Source organism: Bradyrhizobium sp. CFUWI, assembly GCF_056429085.1.
In genome coordinates this window covers 445,673-464,675 of record NZ_JBWJZE010000003.1, presented here as the reverse complement: position 1 = coordinate 464,675, position 19,003 = coordinate 445,673, and the positions used below count along the sequence as shown (strand labels likewise).

The window sequence follows — 19,003 nt, the reverse complement described above, 5'->3', positions numbered from 1 at the left end:
AAACCCGTCATCCCCGCGCAACGGCGAAGCCGTTGTCGCTGGAGGTGCGAGTGGCGCAATGCGAAGCATCGCGCCGGGAGCCTCGAAGGATGAACGGTCTAAAGCGCGATGCGATTGGGATGAATCGTCATCGCGCTTTAGGTTGTTGTTTAAGCATGATCTTTTCGGAAAACCGCTGCGCACTTTTCCGGATCATGCTCTAGGTGTTGCGGCAGCCGGGCCGTCGCCCTTCGAGGGCCGCCGAAGGGGCGGCCACCTCAGGGTGACGGGGATAGATGTGGGTGCGTGGCGCCTATCAGTCCCGCAGCAGCTCGTTGATGCTGGTCTTCGACCGCGTGCGCTCGTCGACGCGCTTGACGATGACGGCGCAGGCGGTGCTGGGGCCGATCTGGCCGTTCTTCATCGGCTTGCCGGGCAGGGCGCCGGGCACCACCACCGAATATTCGGGCACTTCGCCCATGAAGACCTCGCCGGTCTCGCGGTCGACGACCTTGGTCGAGGCGCCCAGGAACACGCCCATCGCCAGCACCGCGCCCTTGCGCACGATCACGCCTTCGGCGACCTCGCTGCGCGCACCGATGAAGCAATCGTCCTCGATGATCACGGGCTCGGCCTGCAGCGGCTCGAGCACGCCGCCAATGCCGGCGCCGCCGGAGATGTGCACGCGCTTGCCGATCTGCGCGCAGGAGCCGACGGTGGCCCAGGTGTCGACCATGGTGCTCTCATCGACATAGGCGCCGAGATTGACGAAGGACGGCATCAGCACGACGTTCTTGGCGATGAAGGCCGAGCGGCGCACCACGGCGCCGGGCACCGCGCGAAAACCGGCATCGCGGAAACGGTTCTCGCCCCAACCCTCGAACTTCGAGGGCACCTTGTCCCACCAGGTCGCCTTGCCCGGGCCGCCATTGATGACGCCCATGTCGTTGAGGCGGAACGAGAGCAGCACCGCCTTCTTCAGCCATTGATTGACCTTCCACTTGCCGTCAGCGCCGCGCTCGGCAACGCGCGCCTCACCCTTGTCCAGGGTCTCCAGCGCCTGGTCCACGGCCTCGCGCACCTCGCCCTTGGTCGAGGTCGAGATGGTCTCGCGCGCGTCGAAGGCGCTGTTGATGGTGGATTCGAGGGCTGCAAGGGACATCGGGATTTCCTCTGGGGAAGGCGTGGTTTCGCGTGAATTGGAGCGCTTTTTCGGGATTTGGGCCGGGAGAGTCAAGCTTGGTTCGGTGTCATCACCCGCGAAAGCGGGTGATCCAGTACGCCGCAGCCGTCGTGATGAATCGAGATGCTGGTGATTACTGGATACCCCGCCTTCGCGGGGTATGACGGCTACGTTGGGTGGGACAACCCAGCCAAAAACCCCGCCAGATCATCCGTGACGTAGTCGACATGGGCGGCGTCCCGCCCCTCCAGTTCCCAGTCCTCGCGCACCACCTCCTTCGTGCCGTCCGGCACCACCAGCACCGTGGTCATGCCGAGCGCGTGCGGGACGGTGAGGTTGCGGGCGAGGTCCTCGAACATGGCGGCCCGGGTCGGGTCGACCGAATGATCGGAGAGGAATTTCCGATACGTCTGCGCCGCCGGCTTCGGCTCGAATTCGGCGGCAATGATGTCGAACACGCCGTCGAAATGCGAGGCGAAGCCGAGTCGCGCCAGCACCGCATCGACATGGTCGACCGAGCCGTTGGTCAGGATCAGCTTGCGCCCCGACAATTTTGCGATGGCTTCGCCGAGTGCCGGGTTCGGCTCCAGCGGCGAGTGGTCGATCTTGTGGACGTAGGCGAGATAGTCGTCGGCGGAAACGCCATGCAGGGTCATCATGCCGCGCATGGTGGTGCCGAAGCGACGGTAATAGTCCTTCTGGATGTTGCGTGCTTCGTCCGGGCCGACATTCAGCCAGTTGCAGACGAACTCCCCGATCCGCGCATCGACCTGCTGCCACAGGTTGACGTGATGCGGATAGAGCGTGTTGTCGAGGTCGAACACCCAGGTGTCGACATGCGCGAAGGTGCGGGGCAGGGTCATTGCAACTCTCTCGCTCACGGCGCGGCAAACCGCAGCGTCTTGCCGCTGCTGGACATGTCGACCGCGCTAAAGCCCGTCGCCGAAAATCCGCGCGCGCCGCAATCGGTCTGCTCATTGGTCTCGAACTTGGTCTCGCGCGTGCACAGCTGCCTGTCGCCGCCCCAGTTCAGCGGTCTGTCCTTCAGCTTGACGGTGCGGTTGTCGGCGTCGACCGCCTCCGCGAAGCTGAAGATCTGTTTCGGCTGGCCGGTCACGTCGGGATGCAGGCAGGTCTTGGGATCGATGCGATACCAGCCGCGGCTGGTCACGGACTTGCCGTCGTCGGTCGCGATCGCCGCCATCACCTTGTGCGGCGTGTCGTTGCACCAGGTGAGGCCGGTCGCAGACGGCGTCTGCAACGCATCGACCATGGTCTTGAAGAAGCCTGGCGAGCCCACGACGTCCGACGACAGGCCGCGGCTCTTCAGGAACGCGGCCAGCGCGGCCTGCGTCTTCGGCCCGTCGACGCCGTCGATCGGCGCGGCGTCATAGCCTGCGATCACCAGCAGCCGCTGGATGCCGGCAAGCCGCGCCTGCTCGTCGTCATATTCGGAATCCTCGGCGAGGTAGGCAACGAGGTTGCCGTCCGCGCCTTGCGTCGGCGTCACTTGCGTGAATGAGGCCTGGGCCTGGCCGGTGCGGCATTGCCGGGCCGCCGCAATGACGAAATTGTCCTGGGCGACACAGAGCATGTCGCTGCCGCTCTGCGGGATCGGGGAGGCGCCATAGACGCCGAGGGCGCGGGCGTTGAGCAAGATGCGGTCGGCGGTCAGCGTACCCTGCACCACCACGCGGCAGGTGGCGGGGTCGATCCTGAACCAGCCGCGCGTTGCGGTCGCCGCCTTGTCGTCGATGCCGATCGCGGCCTCGACCACATAGGACATGCGGTTGCAGATCTTGAGGTCGGCGAAGGCGGGGGCGGAGGAAACGACGAACGAGACGGCCGCGGCCGGCAGCGTCATCAGGAAGCGGGTGAGGCGGGAGCGGCGAGCCCTCGATCCGTCATGCGCGGCCTTGTGCCGGGCATCCACGTTCTTGGCTCCGGACGAAAGATCGTGGATGGCCGGGACGAGCCCGGCCATGACGCCCGTCTGTGTCCGCTCCCGCATCACTTGTGGATCAGCGTTCCCGTGCCCTGGTTGGTGAAGAGCTCGAGCAGCACTGCGTGCTGCATCTTGCCGTCGATGATGACGACGCCCTCGACGCCCTGCTCCAGCGCGTAGATGCAGGTCTCGACCTTCGGGATCATGCCGCCGGAAATGGTGCCGTCGGCGATCAGCTTGCGCGCGTCCTTGACCGACAATTGCGGGATCAGCTTCTTCGACTTGTCGAGTACGCCCGGCACGTCGGTGAGCAGCAACAGGCGCTTGGCCTTCAGCGCGCCGGCGACCGCACCGGCAAAGGTATCGGCGTTGACGTTCAGCGTCTGGCCTTCCTTGGAGGTCGCGAGCGGCGCCAGCACCGGGATCAACTCGTAGCCGATCAGCTGGTTGAGCAGCGTGAGATCGACCTTCTCGGGGTCGCCGACGAAGCCGAGATCGATCGCCTTCTCGATGTTCGAGCCCGGATCGACGATGGTGCGCGTCGTCTTCGACGCCTTCACCATGTTGCCGTCCTTGCCCGACAGCCCGACGGCCTTGCCGCCGGCCTCGTTGATGTAGCCGACGATCTGCTTGTTGACCGAGCCGGCGAGCACCATCTCGACGATCTCGATGGTCGCGGCATCGGTGATGCGCAGGCCGGCCGCGAATTCCGACTGAATGCCGAGGCGCTTGAGCATGGTCGCGATCTGCGGTCCGCCGCCATGCACCACGACGGGATTGATCGCAGTCTGCTCGAGCAGCACGATGTCGCGGGCAAAGTTCTTGGCGGTCTCCTCGTCGCCCATGGCATGGCCGCCATATTTGATGACGATGGTTTCCTCGTCATATTGCTGCATGTGCGGCAGCGCTTCGGACAGGATGCGGGCCTGGTCGAGCGGGGAGATGTCGGTCATGTCGCGGTCTCGCTGGCGGAACGGTCGGTGCGCGTTCTATCCGATTGGCGGGCGCGGCGCAAAGTGTGGTGTTCGCTCTTACCCTCCCCCTCCAGGGGAGGGTAAGAGAGCGTCACTTCCTCGCCACCACCGCGGCCAGCGTCACCGCCAGCCAGCCCGCGATCATCACCGTTCCGCCTGTCGGCGCCGCCATCGGAAACAGCGCGTGTCCGGCATATTGCCGCAAGGTGAGGTCGCCCGCGAACAGCGCGGCGCCGCTCGCCAAGCCGAACGCGGCGACGAGGCCAATTCCGCCGTGCAGAAGGCCGCGGGCGAGTACGGCGATCACGGCGAGTATGGCGGTTGCATGAAACAGCAGCATGGCGCTCGCCGTGGCCAGCCGGCTCGCATCCGCGCCATGGGCAGAGGCCGCGGCCAGCGCGACGCCGGCGGCGCCCATCAATCCGGCAAGCCCAATCAGGAGGCGATGGGCCGCCATTACTTGCTCCGCTCTTCCAGCAGCTTCGCCATCGCGGCGCGCAGGCTCTCCATGCCGGTCGAGCTGCGCGACGATGTCGCGAGCACGTTCGGGAACGCGGCCGGATGTTTGGCCAGCGCGGCCTCGGTCTCGGCGATGCGCGCTTGCAACTCGGACGCCTTCACCTGATCGGCCTTGGTCAGCACGACCTGGTAGCTGACGGCGGAGCGGTCGAGCGTGCCCAGGACTTCGAGATCGACGTCCTTGAGTCCATGGCGTGCGTCGATCAGCACGTAGACGCGGGCGAGCGAGGCGCGTCCGAGCAGGAATTTGTGGATCAGCTCGGTCCAGGACGCGACCTGGCTCTTCGGTGCCTTGGCATAGCCGTAGCCGGGCATGTCGATGAGACGCAGGTCGGACTTCCCTGGGACCTCGAAGAAGATCAGCTCCTGGGTGCGGCCCGGCGTGTGCGAGGTGCGCGCCAGCGCGTTGCGCCCCGTGAGGGCGTTGATCAGGCTCGACTTGCCGACATTGGAGCGGCCGGCAAAGGCGACCTCCAGCCCCGCCATCGGCGGCAGCGTCTGGATCGAGGGCGAGGCCCAGATGAACTGCCAGTCGCGGGCGAATAGCTTGCGCCCGGCCTCGATCAGCTTCGCATCTTTGTCGTCGGTCATGCGAAGCCTCGCTGCTTCCCCGCGTCATTGCGAGCGAAGCGAAGCAATCCAGACTTTCTCAGCGGAAACAGTCTGGATTGCTTCGTCGCTTCGCTCCTCGCAATGACGATTACGTCGCCTTCCGCGCGAACGTCGCCTTGAGATTGTCGAACAGCTCCACCTTCACGCCGTTGCGGCGCATGATGTAGCTCTGCTGGATCACCGAGAGCAAATTGTTCCAGGCCCAGTAGATCACGAGGCCCGCGGGGAAGCCCGCCAGCATGAAGGTGAAGATCAGCGGCATCCAGTTGAAGATGATCTGCTGCGTCGGATCCGGCGGCGTCGGGTTCAGCTTCATCTGGAACCACATCGTGATGCCCATGATGATCGGCCAGATGCCGAGCGCGAGGTAATAGCCGAACACCGGAATCGTGGTCGGATCGAACGGGATCAGCCCGAACAGGTTGAAGAGGTTGGTCGGGTCCGGCGCCGAGAGGTCCTTGATCCAGCCGTAGAACGGCGCGTGCCGCATCTCGATGGTGACGAACAGCACCTTGTAGAGCGCGAAGAATACCGGGATCTGGATCAGCACGGGAAGACAGCCGGCGACCGGATTGATCTTCTCCTTGCGGTAGATCTCCATCATCTCCTGCTGCTGCTTCACCTTGTCGTCGGGGAAGCGTTCTTTCAGCGCCTGGAGCTGCGGCTGGACCGACTTCATCTTCGCCATCGAGGCGTAGGACTTGTTCGCCAGCGGGAAGAACAACAGCTTCACGATCACGGTCACGAGCAGGATCGAGATGCCGAAATTGCCGAAGAAGCGGAAGAAGAAGTCGAGGCCGAGGAACATCGGCTTGGTGAGGAAGTGGAACCAGCCCCAGTCGATCAGCAGATCGAAATGGTTGAGGCCGAGCTCCTTGTTGTAGCCGCCGTGGCCGGCGAGCGGGAAGTTGATGCCGACCACGCCGGCTTCCTTGGCGCCCGCGAACAGCCGCGCGTTCGCCGTCGCGGTGCCGCCGATCGCGACCGTGACGGGGTCGAGCAGATAATCGGTCTGATAGGTGTGAACCTTGCCGACGGGGTTCGACGAGAACCGCGCCTGCAGCCGCGCATTGGTGTCGGGCAGCAGCGCCGAGGCCCAATACTTGTCGGTGATGCCGAGCCAGCCATTGGTGACGTTGTTGAAATTCACCTGCTTGGCTTCGTCGACCTGCTTGTAGGCATATTCCTTCAGCTTCTCGTCGCCGAGATAGCCGATCAGGCCTTCATGCAGGATGTAATAGCCGGAAACTTGCGGCGCGCCGTGGCGCGAGATCAGCGCGAACGGATAGAGCGTGACAGGCGCATTGCCGACGTTGCTCACCTCGTCCTTGACCGTGAAAAGATAATGGTCGTCGACGGCGATGGTGCGGCGGAAGGTGAGGCCGTCGCCATTGTCCCATTTCAGGGTCACGGGCGTCGACGGCGTCAGGCTGCCGCTGCCCTCCTGCTGCCAGACGGTCTGGGCATCCGGCATCTTTGCCGTCACGCCCGTCGCCGCAACCCAGCCGAATTCGGCGTAATAGGGCTCCGCCGTGCCCGAGGGCGAATAGAGGACGATCGGCGGCGATTTGGGATCGACCGTCTCGCGATATTGCACCAGCGCGATGTCGTCGATGCGGCCGCCCTTCAGCGAGATGCTGCCGACGATCCGCGGCGTCTCGATCTTCACGCGCGGGCTGGCTGCAATGGCGGTCTCGCGGGCGACGACCGGCTGGACCTGGTTCACCGCCGGCGTCGACGGCTGGGCCGCGCCGGGCTGCGGCGCGCTGCCGGGCGTCGCCGGCGCGCCGCCTGGCGTCGCGGACGCGCTCGGCTGGGGCGTGCTGCCCTTCTGCAGCTCGGCCTGCGTCTGCTGCTGGGCGCGCTGCTTCTCCATCTGCGGCACGTTGTAGAAATACTGCCACGCGATCAGCACCAGGCCGGACAGAATGACGGCGAGGATGGTATTACGATTGTCGGTCATCTCGATTGTCTCGTCATCAATCTGGTTTGCGGCTGGTCGCTGCGGCGGGACCAGGCCTGTGGCCGCGCGCCTTGGCCGTATGCCGCGCGGGCTTCGTAAACGCTATGCGCAGATCGTCGAGCATGGTGGCGAAGGGGCGCGAGAGCGCGTCCTTTCGGCCAACCAGCACATAATCATGATGGGGCGGGATCGATACCGGATCGAGCCGCTTCACCAATTCGCGAAGCCGGCGCCGGATGCGATTGCGCTCGGGGGCGTTGCCGTTCTTTTTGGTGACGGTGAAGCCGATCCGGATCGGGCCGCCGTCATCGCGGGGACGGCTTTGCAGGACGAACGCAGGACCGTTCACCCGCGCGCCATTGGCAACGGCGAGGAAATCCGCCCGCTGCCTCAGCCGATCCATGATGAAATCCCAAAAGGGGGTCTGGCTCAGGCGCTCAGACGCTTGCGACCGCGCGCGCGGCGGGCGGCGAGAACCTTGCGGCCGCCGGCAGTGGCGAGACGGGCACGGAAGCCGTGACGGCGCTTGCGCACCAGTTTGCTGGGTTGATAAGTCCGCTTCACGGGTTTTTCTCCGCTGACCGGGCAATTTGCCTGTAGAATTGATGGTAAAGTCCGGAAGATGCGGCCCAAAACGGGCCCTTTTCCGGCCCCAAGAGAGCCGCTCCCGGCGTCGCACCGGGTCATCGCGGACAATTTGCGCGGCTTATAAGCGAGCGCCTTGTTTTCGTCAACGCCGCACAAGCGCGCGATTCTGGTGAATATCGCTGTTTGTGCGGGGTTTTTAACCCTTGAGGTGGCGACTCGCGATATCAGCGCTTACATCCCACCTCGGCAGATTAGCGATCTGTAATTTGACCGGACCGGGGCCGGGTCGCATCTTCATTCCGCCAATCCTTCACCCGCCAGGCAGCGAGGGCGAATTTCGTGGCAGTGACAGACCGCCAGCCGATCCAGGATCAGGATCAGCCGGAGCAGCCGGTGATGCGCTCCCGCGGCGGGCTCGGGCTATCGGGCAAGCTGCTGCTGCTGACCGTGCCATTGGTGATGATCGCGGCCGTCCTGCTCTATGTGCCCGCCATTGCCAACTTCTGGGTCAACCGGCTGAACGACCGTGTCGCGGCGGCGAACACGGCGGCGCTGGTGCTGGATGCGGCGCCGCTCGGCATGGTTCCCGATTCGCTGTCGCGCCAGATTCTGAAGAGCATCAATGCCCGCGCGGTTGCCATCAAGATGGGCCAGCAGCGCCGGCTGCTCGCCAGCGACAACATTCCAGCCACCATCGAGCATGACATCGACCTGCGCGACATGACGGCGTGGGAGGCGATCACCGGCTCGTTCCGGATGATGCTGGAGACCGGCAACCAGGCCATCCGGATCGTCGGGCCCGGCGTCGGCACGGCCCAGTTCATGGAGATCGTCACCGACGAGCTGCCGCTGCGGCAGCAGATGTACCGTTTCTCCCGCAACCTCGTGGTGGTCGCGCTGATCATCGCGGCGCTGACCGCCGGCCTCGTCTATCTCGCGCTTCACTATCTCTTCGTGCGCCCGATGCGGCGGCTGACCGCGAGCCTGGTCGGCTTCCACGAAAACCCCGAAAGCTCGGCGGGAATCATCGTGCCGAGCCAACGCAGCGACGAGATCGGGGTCGCCGAGCGCGAGTTGTCGGATATGCAGCGCGATCTGATGTCGATGCTGCATCAGAAGAGCCGGCTCGCCGCCCTCGGTCTCGCCGTGTCCAAGATCAACCACGATCTGCGCAATCTGCTGGCTTCGGCCCAGCTGCTGTCGGACCAGCTCGCCAGCGTGCCGGATCCGCGGGTGCAGCGCTTTGCGCCCAAGCTGGTGCGCTCGCTCGAACGCGCCATCGCCTTCTGCCAGTCCACGCTGTCCTACGGCCGTGCCCAGGAGGCCGCGCCCGACCGCCGCATGATCCTGATCGAGCCGGTCGTGCTGGAGGTGCGCGAGACCGCAGGCCTCGCCTCCGATGCCTCGATTGCCTGGGTCGCCGCGATCGAGCGCGGGCTGGCGGTCGATGCCGATCCCGATCAGCTGTTCCGGGTGCTGCTCAACCTCGTTCGCAACGCCGCCCAGGCGCTGGAGAGTCATGCCTCCGGCGACGGCGGCCCGCAGCAGATCCGGATCACCGGAAAGCGCGAAGGCGCCGTCGCGATCATCGAGGTCTCCGACACCGGTCCCGGCGTGCCCCAGAAGACCAGGGAGCACCTGTTCGAGGCGTTCCAGACCTCCGGGCGTCCCGGCGGCAGCGGGCTGGGCCTCGCCATCGCCGCCGAGCTGGTCCGCGCCCATGGCGGCGATATCCACCTGGTCGAAGGCACCATCGGCGCCACCTTCCGCATCGTCATCCCCGACCGCCCCGTGGAGCTGCTCTCCATCCGCAACGAGCGGGCGAGGGCCTAGTCGGCCAGCGGCCGAGTGATGACGGGGCGATTCCCATGATGTCCGTCATTCCGGGATGGCCCGAAGGGCCAGGCCCGGAATCCATAATCCCAGCTGGTGGTTATGGATTCCGGGCTCGCGACTTCGTCGCGCCCCGGAATGACGAGCTGAGATGCGGAAATGCGCGAAAATACCCCCATTCCGGATCTTGCCAATCGGGACGAGAGCGGTTAGTCAGAGCGCTCTTTCGCACCCCCTCCGGCTCCGCCGGGGGCTGCGTCGCGGGCTATGCCCGCGCTGTTTGCGAAACACGCGCCCGTAGCTCAGCTGGATAGAGCATCAGACTACGAATCTGAGGGTCGGACGTTCGAATCGTTCCGGGCGCGCCATTCTTCGACGAAGGTCAGGACAAAGCAGCATCTGGTCGCCAGACGGGCCGAGACCGGATGGCTTCGCCGTGTGAGGAGCGGAATGAAGATATCGCAGGCGTTCAAGTTCGAGGCGGCGCATCGGCTGCCGAACGTGCCCGAGACCCATCGATGCCGCCGGCTGCATGGTCATTCCTACCGGGTCGAGGTCCAGCTGGACGGGCCGGTCGATCCGCACACCGGCTTCGTCGCAGACTTCTTCGATATCGAAAAATGCTTCGCCGACATCCTGGAGGCGCTGGACCATCGCTGCCTGAACGAGGTCAAAGGCCTTGAGAACCCGACCGCCGAGAATATCGCGATCTGGATCTGGGACCGGTTGAAGCCGAGCCTTCGGCAGCTGTCGGCCGTTCGCGTCTATGAGACGGCGGATTGCTGGGCCGAATATCAGGGGCAGTGACGTCGGCCCGGCGCTGACCCGGCGCCGGCCTCACCACCATGAGCTGCAGCCGCTCATCGTGTGGATGGAGCATCAGCCTGCGAATCGTCGGGGGGAGTTCGAAGCGTTCCCTGCGCGCCGCGTCGGTATGGAACTGCGAACGCCAGCAGCCGCCGTTTCTACCCCTTGGGAACCCGCAGGGAAACTCAGGATCAGCCGTATGCGCGGAGTGCCGCTGCCTGCACGCCGCCGGAGGGGGCTCATTACTCACGTACATATGAGCTGTGTTGATACCCGCATGCGGGTTGGAAGGTTTAGTTTCAAGCTGGCGTCGAATGTCCGCAATGCCAGTTTGTGCCTGGCCCCTGTACAGGGAAACCGTTGATGGAACGCAAGCTCGCCGCGATCATGGCTGCCGACATCGTCAGCTACAGCCTGATGATGGCCGAAAACGAGGCCTCCACCTATAAAGAGCTGCGCACGGTCTTCGACAATCTGATCGAGCCCACGGTCGCGCAGCATGGCGGACGCATCTTCAAGATGACCGGGGACGGCTTTCTGGCGATGTTTCCCAGCGTCAACGAAGCCGTTGATGCGGGCACTGCTATCCAGCAAGGGTTCGACAACGCCCCGTTTGAGCTGCGCATAGGCATCAACCTCGGTGATGTCATCGAGGATAATGGCGATATGTACGGCGACGGCGTTAATGTCGCCACACGGCTTGAGGCGATGGCCGATCCCGGTAGCATCTTTGTTAGCGGCGCTGTCGTCATGGCCGCAGACCGCAATCGCGGCGAGGTGTTCGCGCGTGTGGGCCGCAGGCGCGCCAAAAACATTCCCGAGCGTCTTAATGTCTACCGGGTACGGCGCGCGCAATCCTCGTGGTCTCGCTGGCGAAAAATCCCGCGCGTTCTATACGGTACCGCTGCGCGCTGGTCGTATGGCGTCGCCGCCGTAGCCCTTGTCCTCATCGGCACCCAAATCCAACCGCTTTCCCTGGCGGCGATGGTCAGCCGGCTCCCGGCCGCGCTGTTGTTCGACCAGACCCGCGCCGACCCGCGGCCGTCAGTTGCGGTCATGCCCTTTGCGGCCATGGGCGGCGACCAGTCGTACTTTGCAGACGGGCTGACCGAGGATGTGACCACGGCGCTTGCAAGGAATTCCGAGCTTCAGATTATCGCGCGCGACTCCACATATGCCGTGCGCGGGCAAGAAAGCGATATGCGCAAGCTCGGGGCAAAGCTGGGCGTTTCCTACGTGGTAGAAGGCAGCGCGCGCCGCGAGGGGGACCGGCTTCGCGTCTCGGCGCAGCTGATCGACGTGAAATCGGGCGCGCACCTTTGGTCGCGCAGCTTCGACAGGCAGGTTGCCGACGTCTTCACGGTACAAAGCGAGCTGACCACGGAAATCGTCGCCCAGCTCGCGCCGTATATCGGCCGAAGTGAAGCCATTGCTGCCGCGCAACGTCCGACCGACAACCTTCAGGCTTACGATCTTCTCCTGCGGGCTCGTCATCGATACCGGCATGGCGTCCAGGATGCGGAAGCACTTATGGAGGCACGCGGCATGTATCAGCGCGCGCTGGAAATGGACCCGGCCTATGCCGCCGCCCGTGCGGGCTTGGCTCTCACTTACATCGCGGATGTGGCCAGGAGGTCGAATGGCCGGGCGACAGCGCATGAGCTGGAACTAGGTCTTAGCGAAGCGCGCCAGGCTGTGCGCCTCGATCCCAATCTCTCGCTCGGCTATCAGGTGATCAGCTTCGGGCTGGCGGTGCAGGGCGACTATGCGGGCGGCTTGCAGGCCGCCAAGCGCGCCGTCGAACTGAATCCCAATGACCCGGATAGCATGATGGCATTGGCAAAAGCGCAAGTCCGTTTCGGGGACTACGCGGACGCCGTTGCCAATGCCGAGCGGGCACGTCGCCTTCATCCCATGGCGCCGGAATATTACGCCTATGTGCATGGCCAGGCTCTTTACGCCGCTGATCGTCGCGACGAGTCGGCTGCCGTAATCTCCGAATGCCTTGTAAGGGCGCCGCGCGATGCCAACTGCCTGCTAATCCAGGCTGCGCTACAAGGGCGGCGCGGCGACATAGAAGTGGCGCAGCTGACGATGGCAAACCTGGTAGCGGCCCAACCGACATTTTCGTTGGAGGCAGAACGGTCTTATCGCCGGTTTGGCAACAAGCCGCTCATGGAGCAGTTCCTAAAGGACCTGACGGTGGCGAAGGCACCGGGGGCTGCGTAATAGGATTTTGTGTAGCTTCTCAGTTTCATCTCGTCGGGCGCGCCGATTCGATAGTAAGTTCGTCCGATGCGCACGACCGATCATCTGTTCTCCCGCCTCGTCTTGTTCCTTGGAATCGCAGCCGCCCCGCTGCTCCCCGCGCGCGCGGCCGAAACCTGCCCGTTCATCAGCGCCCAGGAGCTCGCCCGCGCGATGCCGGCGCTGAAATGGTCGCTGATCTCCAATCAGGACGGCCGCGGCTGCATCTACCAGGCCGGGCGCGGCGACACGATGATGCTGTCCGTGTTCCGCAATCCCGACAAGGACCGCGCCAGGGAATTGTACGCGACCTTCGTCAAGACGCTGGGCGAGCGCATGCCGCTCAACGCGGTGTCCGGAATTGGCGACGAAGGCCAGGGCGGAACGAGCGCCGCCGGCGCGGAGCGCCAGGAGGCCTCGGTCGTCGCCTTGTCCGGCGATTACATTCTCCAGCTCACCGTCTATCCGATCGGCCGGCGGGCCGACGATGCGCTGCTTGGACCGCTCAGCGAAGCCGCGCGCATTGCCATCGGAAGCGTGAGTAGGAGCAGCGAGCGCTTCGGCAATTGTGAGTGGCTCACGGCCGCCGACGCCGACGGCTTTCTCGACAGCAGCACGCTGACGGTGCAGCGGACCGGCGCGGGCAGCTGCATGATGTTCGACCGCGAGGCCAACACCATGACCGTCGCGGTGATCGCGACCTCGCGCGACACCGCCATCGGCATGATGAAGCGCGCCGGTCCCTGCAAGCACGTGGCGATACCCGAGCTCGGCGGTGAAGCGTTCGGGGAGCATTCCTGCACCAAGGGCAACGGCAACGCCGTCAACATCTTCGTCTGGAAGAACGGCAGGCAGGCTTCGATCCTGTTCGCGCCGGTGAAGCCGCATCCGGAGTCCGGCTCGGTCGAGCGCCTGAAAGCGCTCGCCGGGCGAGTCTACGGAAAGCTGTAAGGGGCCGTCCGGGTGCAGGCTCGCTGCGCACGCCCGGGAGCCGCAATGGTATCCGTTATGGGACGCCTGCGCAGCGGTCCGACGCAAAGGTCATCGACGGCGTCAATGACAAAGGCGAGGCGAGACGATGCAGCTAGCTGTCCTCCCCGTCCCGCCGGCGGAAGGGATCGGCGACATCGTCATGACCGCTGCGGCTGCTGAAGAACATCAGCGCCATCAGCCCACAGCCGATCAAGAGCGAGAAGAAAGCGCCGAGGCCAAGCGCGATCCAGCCGTGCTTGCCCATCTCGACGCCGCTGCTGGATTCCCAGACTGAAAATCCCCAAACGCCGGTGAGGATCAACATGGCTCCGAGGGCAACCAGCAGGGCGATCTGGCCGGCACTGATGTTCTTCATGGCTGTTTCCGTTGTCGTGCCTGACCAGAGTCAATTGCGAAGGGCGACGAGGCGTTCCCGTGGAATGACGCCGGCCTCCGAGCTGCTCCTGTGAGTTCGCCTGCCGGGACACGCTAGAGCGGCGTGACTTAAGGTTGAACCGATTGCCGCAGGGTCGTTCACCTCTCCCGTAAGCGGGAGAGGGAGTGCACCTCCGTCATCGCGGCAATCAAGCTTCATCCCGTCATGCTTTAGCCTGGCCTGGAAGGGAACTTGTTGTGCTGCAGCAACTTGCCGCGAGCGATTGGATTTTTGCGACAAGCTGCAATTTGGCGGCGATGCGAGCTTCGGCTTCCGTGGCTCAGTCTTTCACCGCAGGCCCTGTTCGTCGATCAGGATGCGGTGGATCTCGATACGCTGCGGCAGCTCGATCAGGAATTCCGCGTCGCGCGCGAGATGGTGGACCTTGGTGGGCTCGCCCTTGGTGAAAGCCGTCATGGCCGCGATGTCCGCCCAATAGGAAATGGTCGTGAACCATGTCTCCTCGTTGCGATCCTCGCGCATTGCTGCACGCCGAGCGCGGTCTTGCGCAGCGGCGGAATGCCCTCGGCCTGCAAGTAGGCCTGGTAGGCGTCGGCGAGATCGTGGCGGGTACGGCCGCGCCAGATGCGAGCGATGGTCGGCTTGGTCGGCATGATGGGCTCCCTTGCGGCGAACGCCGCGCCCCGCATTCTCGTTCCATGCGTCTTCGTGTCGCTGCCGGCGGCAGCAACCGATGCCGGGCTGCCGGCGGCGCAGTCGCCGGGTCTCCACGTCATTGATCTGAAGCAATGATGATCGCGTCCGCAGATGCTAAAGGGATTCGCAAGTTGCGACCCGACCTTCCCCGCCGGTCGCGACAATCGCAACGCGCTTGGAATCAGAGGACTCAATGGGACGACTCCTGAATATCGTGACGCCACTGCATACGGCGACCAAGCGCGACTACATGGCCCGCATGAACGACGACAAGATCGGCTGCTCGCTGAAGGCGCGGGAATACGAGGCCGATTATTGGGACGGCGATCGCCGTTTCGGCTATGGCGGTTACCGCTTCATCGAGGGGCGCTGGGCGCCGGTCGCCAAGGCGCTGATCGAGACCTATGGTCTGAAGGACGGATCCAGCGTGCTCGACGTCGGCTGCGGCAAGGGCTTCCTGCTCTACGAAATGCAGAAGATCCTGCCGGGCTTGAAAGTCGTCGGCTTCGACATCTCCAAGCACGGCCTTGCCAATGCGCACGAGCAGGTGAAGCCCTACCTCTTCAACTATCGCGCCCAGGACATCTATCCCTATGGCGACGACAGTTTCGACCTCGTCATCTCGCTCGGCACTCTGCACAATCTGCGGCTGTACGAGCTCGAGGCGGCGCTCAAGGAGATCGAGCGGGTCGGCAAGAACAAATACGTCATAGTCGAGGGCTACCGGACCGTCGCCGAATTGCACAACCTCGAATGCTGGGCGCTGACGGCGGAGTCCATCCTGCACACCTCGGAATGGATCTGGCTGTACGGCAAGCTCGGTTACACCGGCGATTACGAATTCATCTATTTCGAGTGATCGGGCGCTCCTCATGGACATCAAGACCGCCAAGGCGGCCATCCTCGTCGAATCGGGCAAGCCGCTGATCGTCGACGAGTTCAATTTGTCGGACAGGCTCGAACACGGCCAGGTGCTCGCGCACGTGCACACGTCGAGCATCTGCGGCGCGCAGATCAACGAGATCGACGCGGTCAAGGGCGTCGACAAGTTCCTGCCCCACCTGTTGGGGCACGAGGCGCTGGCAACGATCGTCGAGACCGGACCGGGCGTGGTCTCCTGCAAGCAGGGCGACACCGTCGTCATGCATTGGCGGCCGGGCAAGGGCATCCAGTCCAACACGCCGGTCTATTCCTGGCGCGGCAAGCGTCTCAATGCCGGCTGGGTCACCACCTTCAACGAATATGCCGTCGTGTCGGAGAATCGCGTCACGCCGGTTCCGGCCTCGATCGACCGCACCAGCGCGCCGCTGCTCGGCTGCGCCGTGACGACCGCGCTCGGCGTCGTCAACAACGATGCGCAGATCGCCATCGGCGAAGCCGTGGTCGTGTTCGGCGTCGGCGGCGTCGGATTGAACATCGTGCAATTTGCCGCGATGGTGGGCGCCTATCCCGTCATTGCGATCGACCGCCTCGACAACAAGCTCGAAATGGCGAAGCAGTTCGGCGCCACCCACACCATCAATTCCGAAGCGGTCAAGGATGTCGCCGCCGAAATTCGGTCCATCACCGGCACCGATGGACCCGACAAGGTCGTCGAGACCACCGGCGTCAAGAATCTGATCGAGCTCGCCTACGAGATCACCGCCAAGAAGGGCCGCTGCATCCTGGTCGGCGTGCCCCGCGAGAAGGCCGAGATCTACACGCTGCCGCTCCACTTCGAGAAAGTGCTGAAGGGCTCGGAAGGCGGGCAATGCCAGCCAGCGCGCGACATCCCGCGCCTCGTTCGCCTCAGCGACGCCGGCAAGGTGAACTACCGCGGCATCGTGACCCATCAGTTCGCGCTCGACGACGTCAACGACGCGCTGGATTTGATGCGCAGCGGCACGTCGGGCCGAATCCTGCTGAACATCAGCTGAGCGCAAGATGCGACCCGGGTGAGGGGTTCCGGCTCACCGAATGCCCCCGCAAATGCGGCCTCCTCCACGGCAGGCGGCACTGGTCGCCGGCGTAGCCGTGCCCGCTTTGGCCCGCCGGCCGTAACCGCCGGTTAACCATGGATATTTACGGTGTAGCAAGCCTCTGAGCTGTGACAGTCAGTTGATTTCGAGTCCAATCCCATGGCGTTCGGTAGCCGCGCATCTCCGCGAAGCATCGCCCCGACGGAGCCAGCGGCTTCGTGGGAAGCGCCGCAGGCTGCGCGGACGAGGCCCGACAGCACCGCGCCGGCGCTGATCAAGGGATCGCTGACCGTCTCCGGAGCACTCTCTTTCCTGCGCGCGAACGGCCGGCGCATTCTGACGCTGGCGCTGGCACTGTTCGCCCTCGGCGTCATCGTTCTCATGATCCTGCCGGTCCGCTATGCCGCGACGGCCCTGGTCGTGCTCGATCCCCGCGAGCTGCGCATCACCACGGAGCAGGACGTCCTGCCGGGCATCGGCCAGGACGCCGCGGCGCTTCAGAGCCAGATCGAGATCGCCAAATCGGACGGCTTTCTCCGCCCCCTGATCGAGCAGCTCAAGATCGCCGACGACGATGACATCGCGGGCGGCCATACCGACATGACGCGACTGCTCGAAAAATTCCGCAGCCGCCTCGAGATCACCCGCCGCGGGCTCACCTACGTCATTGCGATTTCCTTCACCTCGAACCGCCCGGAACGCGCCGCCTCCTACGCCAACGCCATCGCCGAAGCGTTCGTCGCCAGCCAGGGCCGCGTCCGCACCGCGGCCACGGACGAGGCCGCCGACTGGCTCAAGGACCGGCTGAAGGCGTTGAACGAGCGCCTGCGCGCGTCGGAAGACGCCGTCGCCGCCTTCCGGCTCGAGCACAAGATCCTCAATGCCGGCAAGGATTCCACCACGCAGCAATTGCGGGTGACCGATCTCAATCAGCAGGTCTCGGCCGCGCGTCTTCGCACCGAGGAAGCCAAGGCGCGCTACGATCAGGTGCAGCGCGATCTCAAGGCCAATGTCGAAGGGCCGGTGAAGCAGGACCTCCTGAGCATGCTGCGGGCGCAGCGTTCGACCTTGAATGACCAAATCGCGCAGAAGAAGGCGGTGTATGGCGAGCGCCATCCCGATCTCGCGATCTCGTACAGCCAGCTCGCCGATATCAACCGGCAGATCGAGTCCGAGCGGAAGAAGAACATCGAAACGGCGAAGTCCGAATATGAGGCCCAGCTGGAGCAGCAGAAAGCGCTGGAAAAGCAGCTCAAGGCGGTCGAGACCCAGATGCTGGTCGACGGGCAGGCGCTGGTGAAGCTGCAGGAGCTGCAGCGCGACGCCGACGCCAACCGGAACATCTACGAGCAGTTCCTGTCGCGGTTCAAGACCACCAACGAGCAGCGTCAGCTGCAGGCCTCGCAGACCAAGATCGCTTCGGCGGCCATTCCGCCGCTGCGCCCGACGCGCCCGCCGCTCGCACTGCTGCTTGCGGCGCTGGCGATCGGCTCGCTGCTGACGTCGACCGCTGCCGTTGCGGTGACGGCGAGCATGTCCGATCAGTCCGCGCCGAGCGAGGCTCCCATGCAGGCAGTCGTGGCGGACACGCAGGCTCGGCAAGTCCAATCTCAGCTCCAGCCACAAGCCCCGCCGCAAGCTCAGCCTCCGGCTGCTGCCCGGCCCGAAGCGATGCCGCGGCTTCCAGTCTGGGCCCGCATCCCCGATCTTTCGTCCGCGACCGCGACCAGCACCGTCTGGCAAAAACCGATTGCTTCCCCCGAGCTTGATCTCGGTGCCTATCTGCGGCCGCTGCTCGAGCGGATCGATCGCGTGCCGGTGCGCGGCTGCAAGGTCGCCCTGGTGTTGTCGGTCGGCAAGAGCGCCGGCGGCAACACCGTTGCGCGCTCGCTGAATCGGGCCGCGGTGACACGCGGCATGATGAGCGTCTTGATCCGGCTGCAGGCGGAATTCGCAGGTCACCAGCCGCCGGTGACGGAATGGAACGACGGTTCGACCACGGCGGGATTGCAGTCGATCGACGAGCTCCTGAGCGCCGGCCGCAAGGCCGATGCGAGGCCTGAGGACGATATTCGTTCGGAGTTCGATCTGATCATCGTCCATGCCGGCAATCTCGCCTTGCAGCCCGATGCCATCGCGCTGGCGGCGCATGCCGACCTGATCGTCCTGGTGGCGCGCGCCGGCGAGCTCGGTTCGGCGGCGATGCGCCGGGTGACCGGGGCGCTGGCGCGGTACGAGACCGTGCCGACGGGGCTCGTCGTCAATCATGCGCCTGCCGGCTCGCAGGCGCCGCACCCCGAGGGCGGCGCATTGGGACTTGCGGTTTGACG

At 64.7% G+C, this 19,003-nt stretch carries 18 protein-coding genes, 1 tRNA gene and 1 pseudogene; 9 read left to right on the top strand and 11 right to left on the bottom strand.

Annotated elements, in window-relative coordinates:
- Window positions 1-295 precede the first annotated feature (295 nt).
- The 9 genes from dapD to rpmH form a co-directional block, all read right to left on the bottom strand.
- Window positions 296-1,141, bottom strand: a complete 846-nt coding sequence (gene dapD / locus AC066S_RS09505) for a 2,3,4,5-tetrahydropyridine-2,6-dicarboxylate N-succinyltransferase (protein ID WP_126260235.1) — start codon at window positions 1,139-1,141, stop codon at window positions 296-298.
- Window positions 1,142-1,329: 188 nt separating this feature from the next.
- The gene (locus AC066S_RS09500; protein WP_126260236.1) at window positions 1,330-2,025 is read right to left on the bottom strand and encodes a pyrimidine 5'-nucleotidase; all 696 of its coding nucleotides are present in this window, start codon (window positions 2,023-2,025) and stop codon (window positions 1,330-1,332) included.
- A 14-nt stretch (window positions 2,026-2,039) separates the two neighbouring features.
- Window positions 2,040-3,026 carry a DUF1036 domain-containing protein gene (locus AC066S_RS09495; protein ID WP_164718926.1) on the bottom strand — a complete coding sequence of 329 codons (987 nt, stop codon included), beginning with the start codon at window positions 3,024-3,026 and terminating at the stop codon, window positions 2,040-2,042.
- A 146-nt stretch (window positions 3,027-3,172) separates the two neighbouring features.
- A complete protein-coding gene (gene argB / locus AC066S_RS09490; protein WP_126260238.1) occupies window positions 3,173-4,060 on the bottom strand; it encodes an acetylglutamate kinase in 888 nt (295 codons plus the stop codon).
- 112 nt (window positions 4,061-4,172) lie between these two features.
- Complete coding sequence (locus AC066S_RS09485; RefSeq protein WP_478269502.1) at window positions 4,173-4,538, bottom strand: DUF423 domain-containing protein; 366 nt, start codon at window positions 4,536-4,538, stop codon at window positions 4,173-4,175.
- Window positions 4,538-5,191, bottom strand: a complete 654-nt coding sequence (yihA, locus tag AC066S_RS09480) for a ribosome biogenesis GTP-binding protein YihA/YsxC (protein WP_478269501.1) — start codon at window positions 5,189-5,191, stop codon at window positions 4,538-4,540. The genes AC066S_RS09485 and yihA overlap by 1 nt, the downstream gene beginning before the upstream one ends.
- 109 nt (window positions 5,192-5,300) lie before the next feature.
- Window positions 5,301-7,175 (bottom strand): membrane protein insertase YidC, encoded by a 1,875-nt coding sequence (gene yidC / locus AC066S_RS09475; protein WP_478269500.1) that lies wholly within the window; start codon window positions 7,173-7,175, stop codon window positions 5,301-5,303.
- Window positions 7,176-7,191: 16 nt separating this feature from the next.
- On the bottom strand, window positions 7,192-7,578 hold the full coding sequence (gene rnpA / locus AC066S_RS09470) for a ribonuclease P protein component (protein ID WP_478269499.1): 387 nt from the start codon (window positions 7,576-7,578) through the stop codon (window positions 7,192-7,194).
- A gap of 26 nt (window positions 7,579-7,604) precedes the next feature.
- Window positions 7,605-7,739 carry a 50S ribosomal protein L34 gene (gene rpmH, locus AC066S_RS09465; RefSeq protein ID WP_008542748.1) on the bottom strand — a complete coding sequence of 45 codons (135 nt, stop codon included), beginning with the start codon at window positions 7,737-7,739 and terminating at the stop codon, window positions 7,605-7,607.
- A gap of 363 nt (window positions 7,740-8,102) precedes the next feature.
- Between rpmH and AC066S_RS09460 the strand changes: the two genes are divergently transcribed.
- The 5 genes from AC066S_RS09460 to AC066S_RS09440 all read left to right on the top strand — a co-directional run bounded on the left by AC066S_RS09460 (window position 8,103) and on the right by AC066S_RS09440 (window position 13,601).
- Complete coding sequence (locus AC066S_RS09460) at window positions 8,103-9,596, top strand: ATP-binding protein (protein ID WP_478269498.1); 1,494 nt, start codon at window positions 8,103-8,105, stop codon at window positions 9,594-9,596.
- Between the two features lie 291 nt (window positions 9,597-9,887).
- A tRNA-Arg gene (locus AC066S_RS09455) sits at window positions 9,888-9,964 on the top strand.
- An 82-nt stretch (window positions 9,965-10,046) separates the two neighbouring features.
- Window positions 10,047-10,403 carry a 6-carboxytetrahydropterin synthase QueD gene (gene queD / locus AC066S_RS09450; protein ID WP_126260244.1) on the top strand — a complete coding sequence of 119 codons (357 nt, stop codon included), beginning with the start codon at window positions 10,047-10,049 and terminating at the stop codon, window positions 10,401-10,403.
- Window positions 10,404-10,766: 363 nt separating this feature from the next.
- Window positions 10,767-12,632 carry an adenylate/guanylate cyclase domain-containing protein gene (locus AC066S_RS09445; protein ID WP_126260245.1) on the top strand — a complete coding sequence of 622 codons (1,866 nt, stop codon included), beginning with the start codon at window positions 10,767-10,769 and terminating at the stop codon, window positions 12,630-12,632.
- A 66-nt stretch (window positions 12,633-12,698) separates the two neighbouring features.
- Window positions 12,699-13,601, top strand: a complete 903-nt coding sequence (locus AC066S_RS09440) for a hypothetical protein (RefSeq protein WP_478269497.1) — start codon at window positions 12,699-12,701, stop codon at window positions 13,599-13,601.
- A 133-nt stretch (window positions 13,602-13,734) separates the two neighbouring features.
- Here the strand turns inward: AC066S_RS09440 and AC066S_RS09435 are convergent, their stop codons facing one another.
- Both AC066S_RS09435 and AC066S_RS09430 read right to left on the bottom strand, forming a co-directional pair.
- On the bottom strand, window positions 13,735-13,998 hold the full coding sequence (locus AC066S_RS09435) for a hypothetical protein (protein ID WP_126260247.1): 264 nt from the start codon (window positions 13,996-13,998) through the stop codon (window positions 13,735-13,737).
- Window positions 13,999-14,346: 348 nt separating this feature from the next.
- Window positions 14,347-14,672: pseudogene (locus AC066S_RS09430) on the bottom strand (hypothetical protein).
- Here AC066S_RS09430 and AC066S_RS09425 point away from each other — a divergent pair.
- The 4 genes from AC066S_RS09425 (at window position 14,653) to AC066S_RS09410 (ending at window position 19,001) form a co-directional block, all read left to right on the top strand.
- On the top strand, window positions 14,653-14,811 hold the full coding sequence (locus AC066S_RS09425; protein WP_478269602.1) for a hypothetical protein: 159 nt from the start codon (window positions 14,653-14,655) through the stop codon (window positions 14,809-14,811). The pseudogene AC066S_RS09430 and the gene AC066S_RS09425 sit on opposite strands and share 20 nt — an antisense overlap.
- 97 nt (window positions 14,812-14,908) lie before the next feature.
- Window positions 14,909-15,574: a class I SAM-dependent methyltransferase gene (locus AC066S_RS09420; RefSeq protein ID WP_478269496.1), complete on the top strand. Its 666-nt coding sequence runs from the start codon at window positions 14,909-14,911 to the stop codon at window positions 15,572-15,574.
- Between the two features lie 13 nt (window positions 15,575-15,587).
- Complete coding sequence (locus AC066S_RS09415; protein ID WP_478269495.1) at window positions 15,588-16,631, top strand: zinc-binding dehydrogenase; 1,044 nt, start codon at window positions 15,588-15,590, stop codon at window positions 16,629-16,631.
- Between the two features lie 201 nt (window positions 16,632-16,832).
- Window positions 16,833-19,001 carry a GumC family protein gene (locus AC066S_RS09410; protein WP_126260251.1) on the top strand — a complete coding sequence of 723 codons (2,169 nt, stop codon included), beginning with the start codon at window positions 16,833-16,835 and terminating at the stop codon, window positions 18,999-19,001.
- Window positions 19,002-19,003 lie beyond the last annotated feature (2 nt).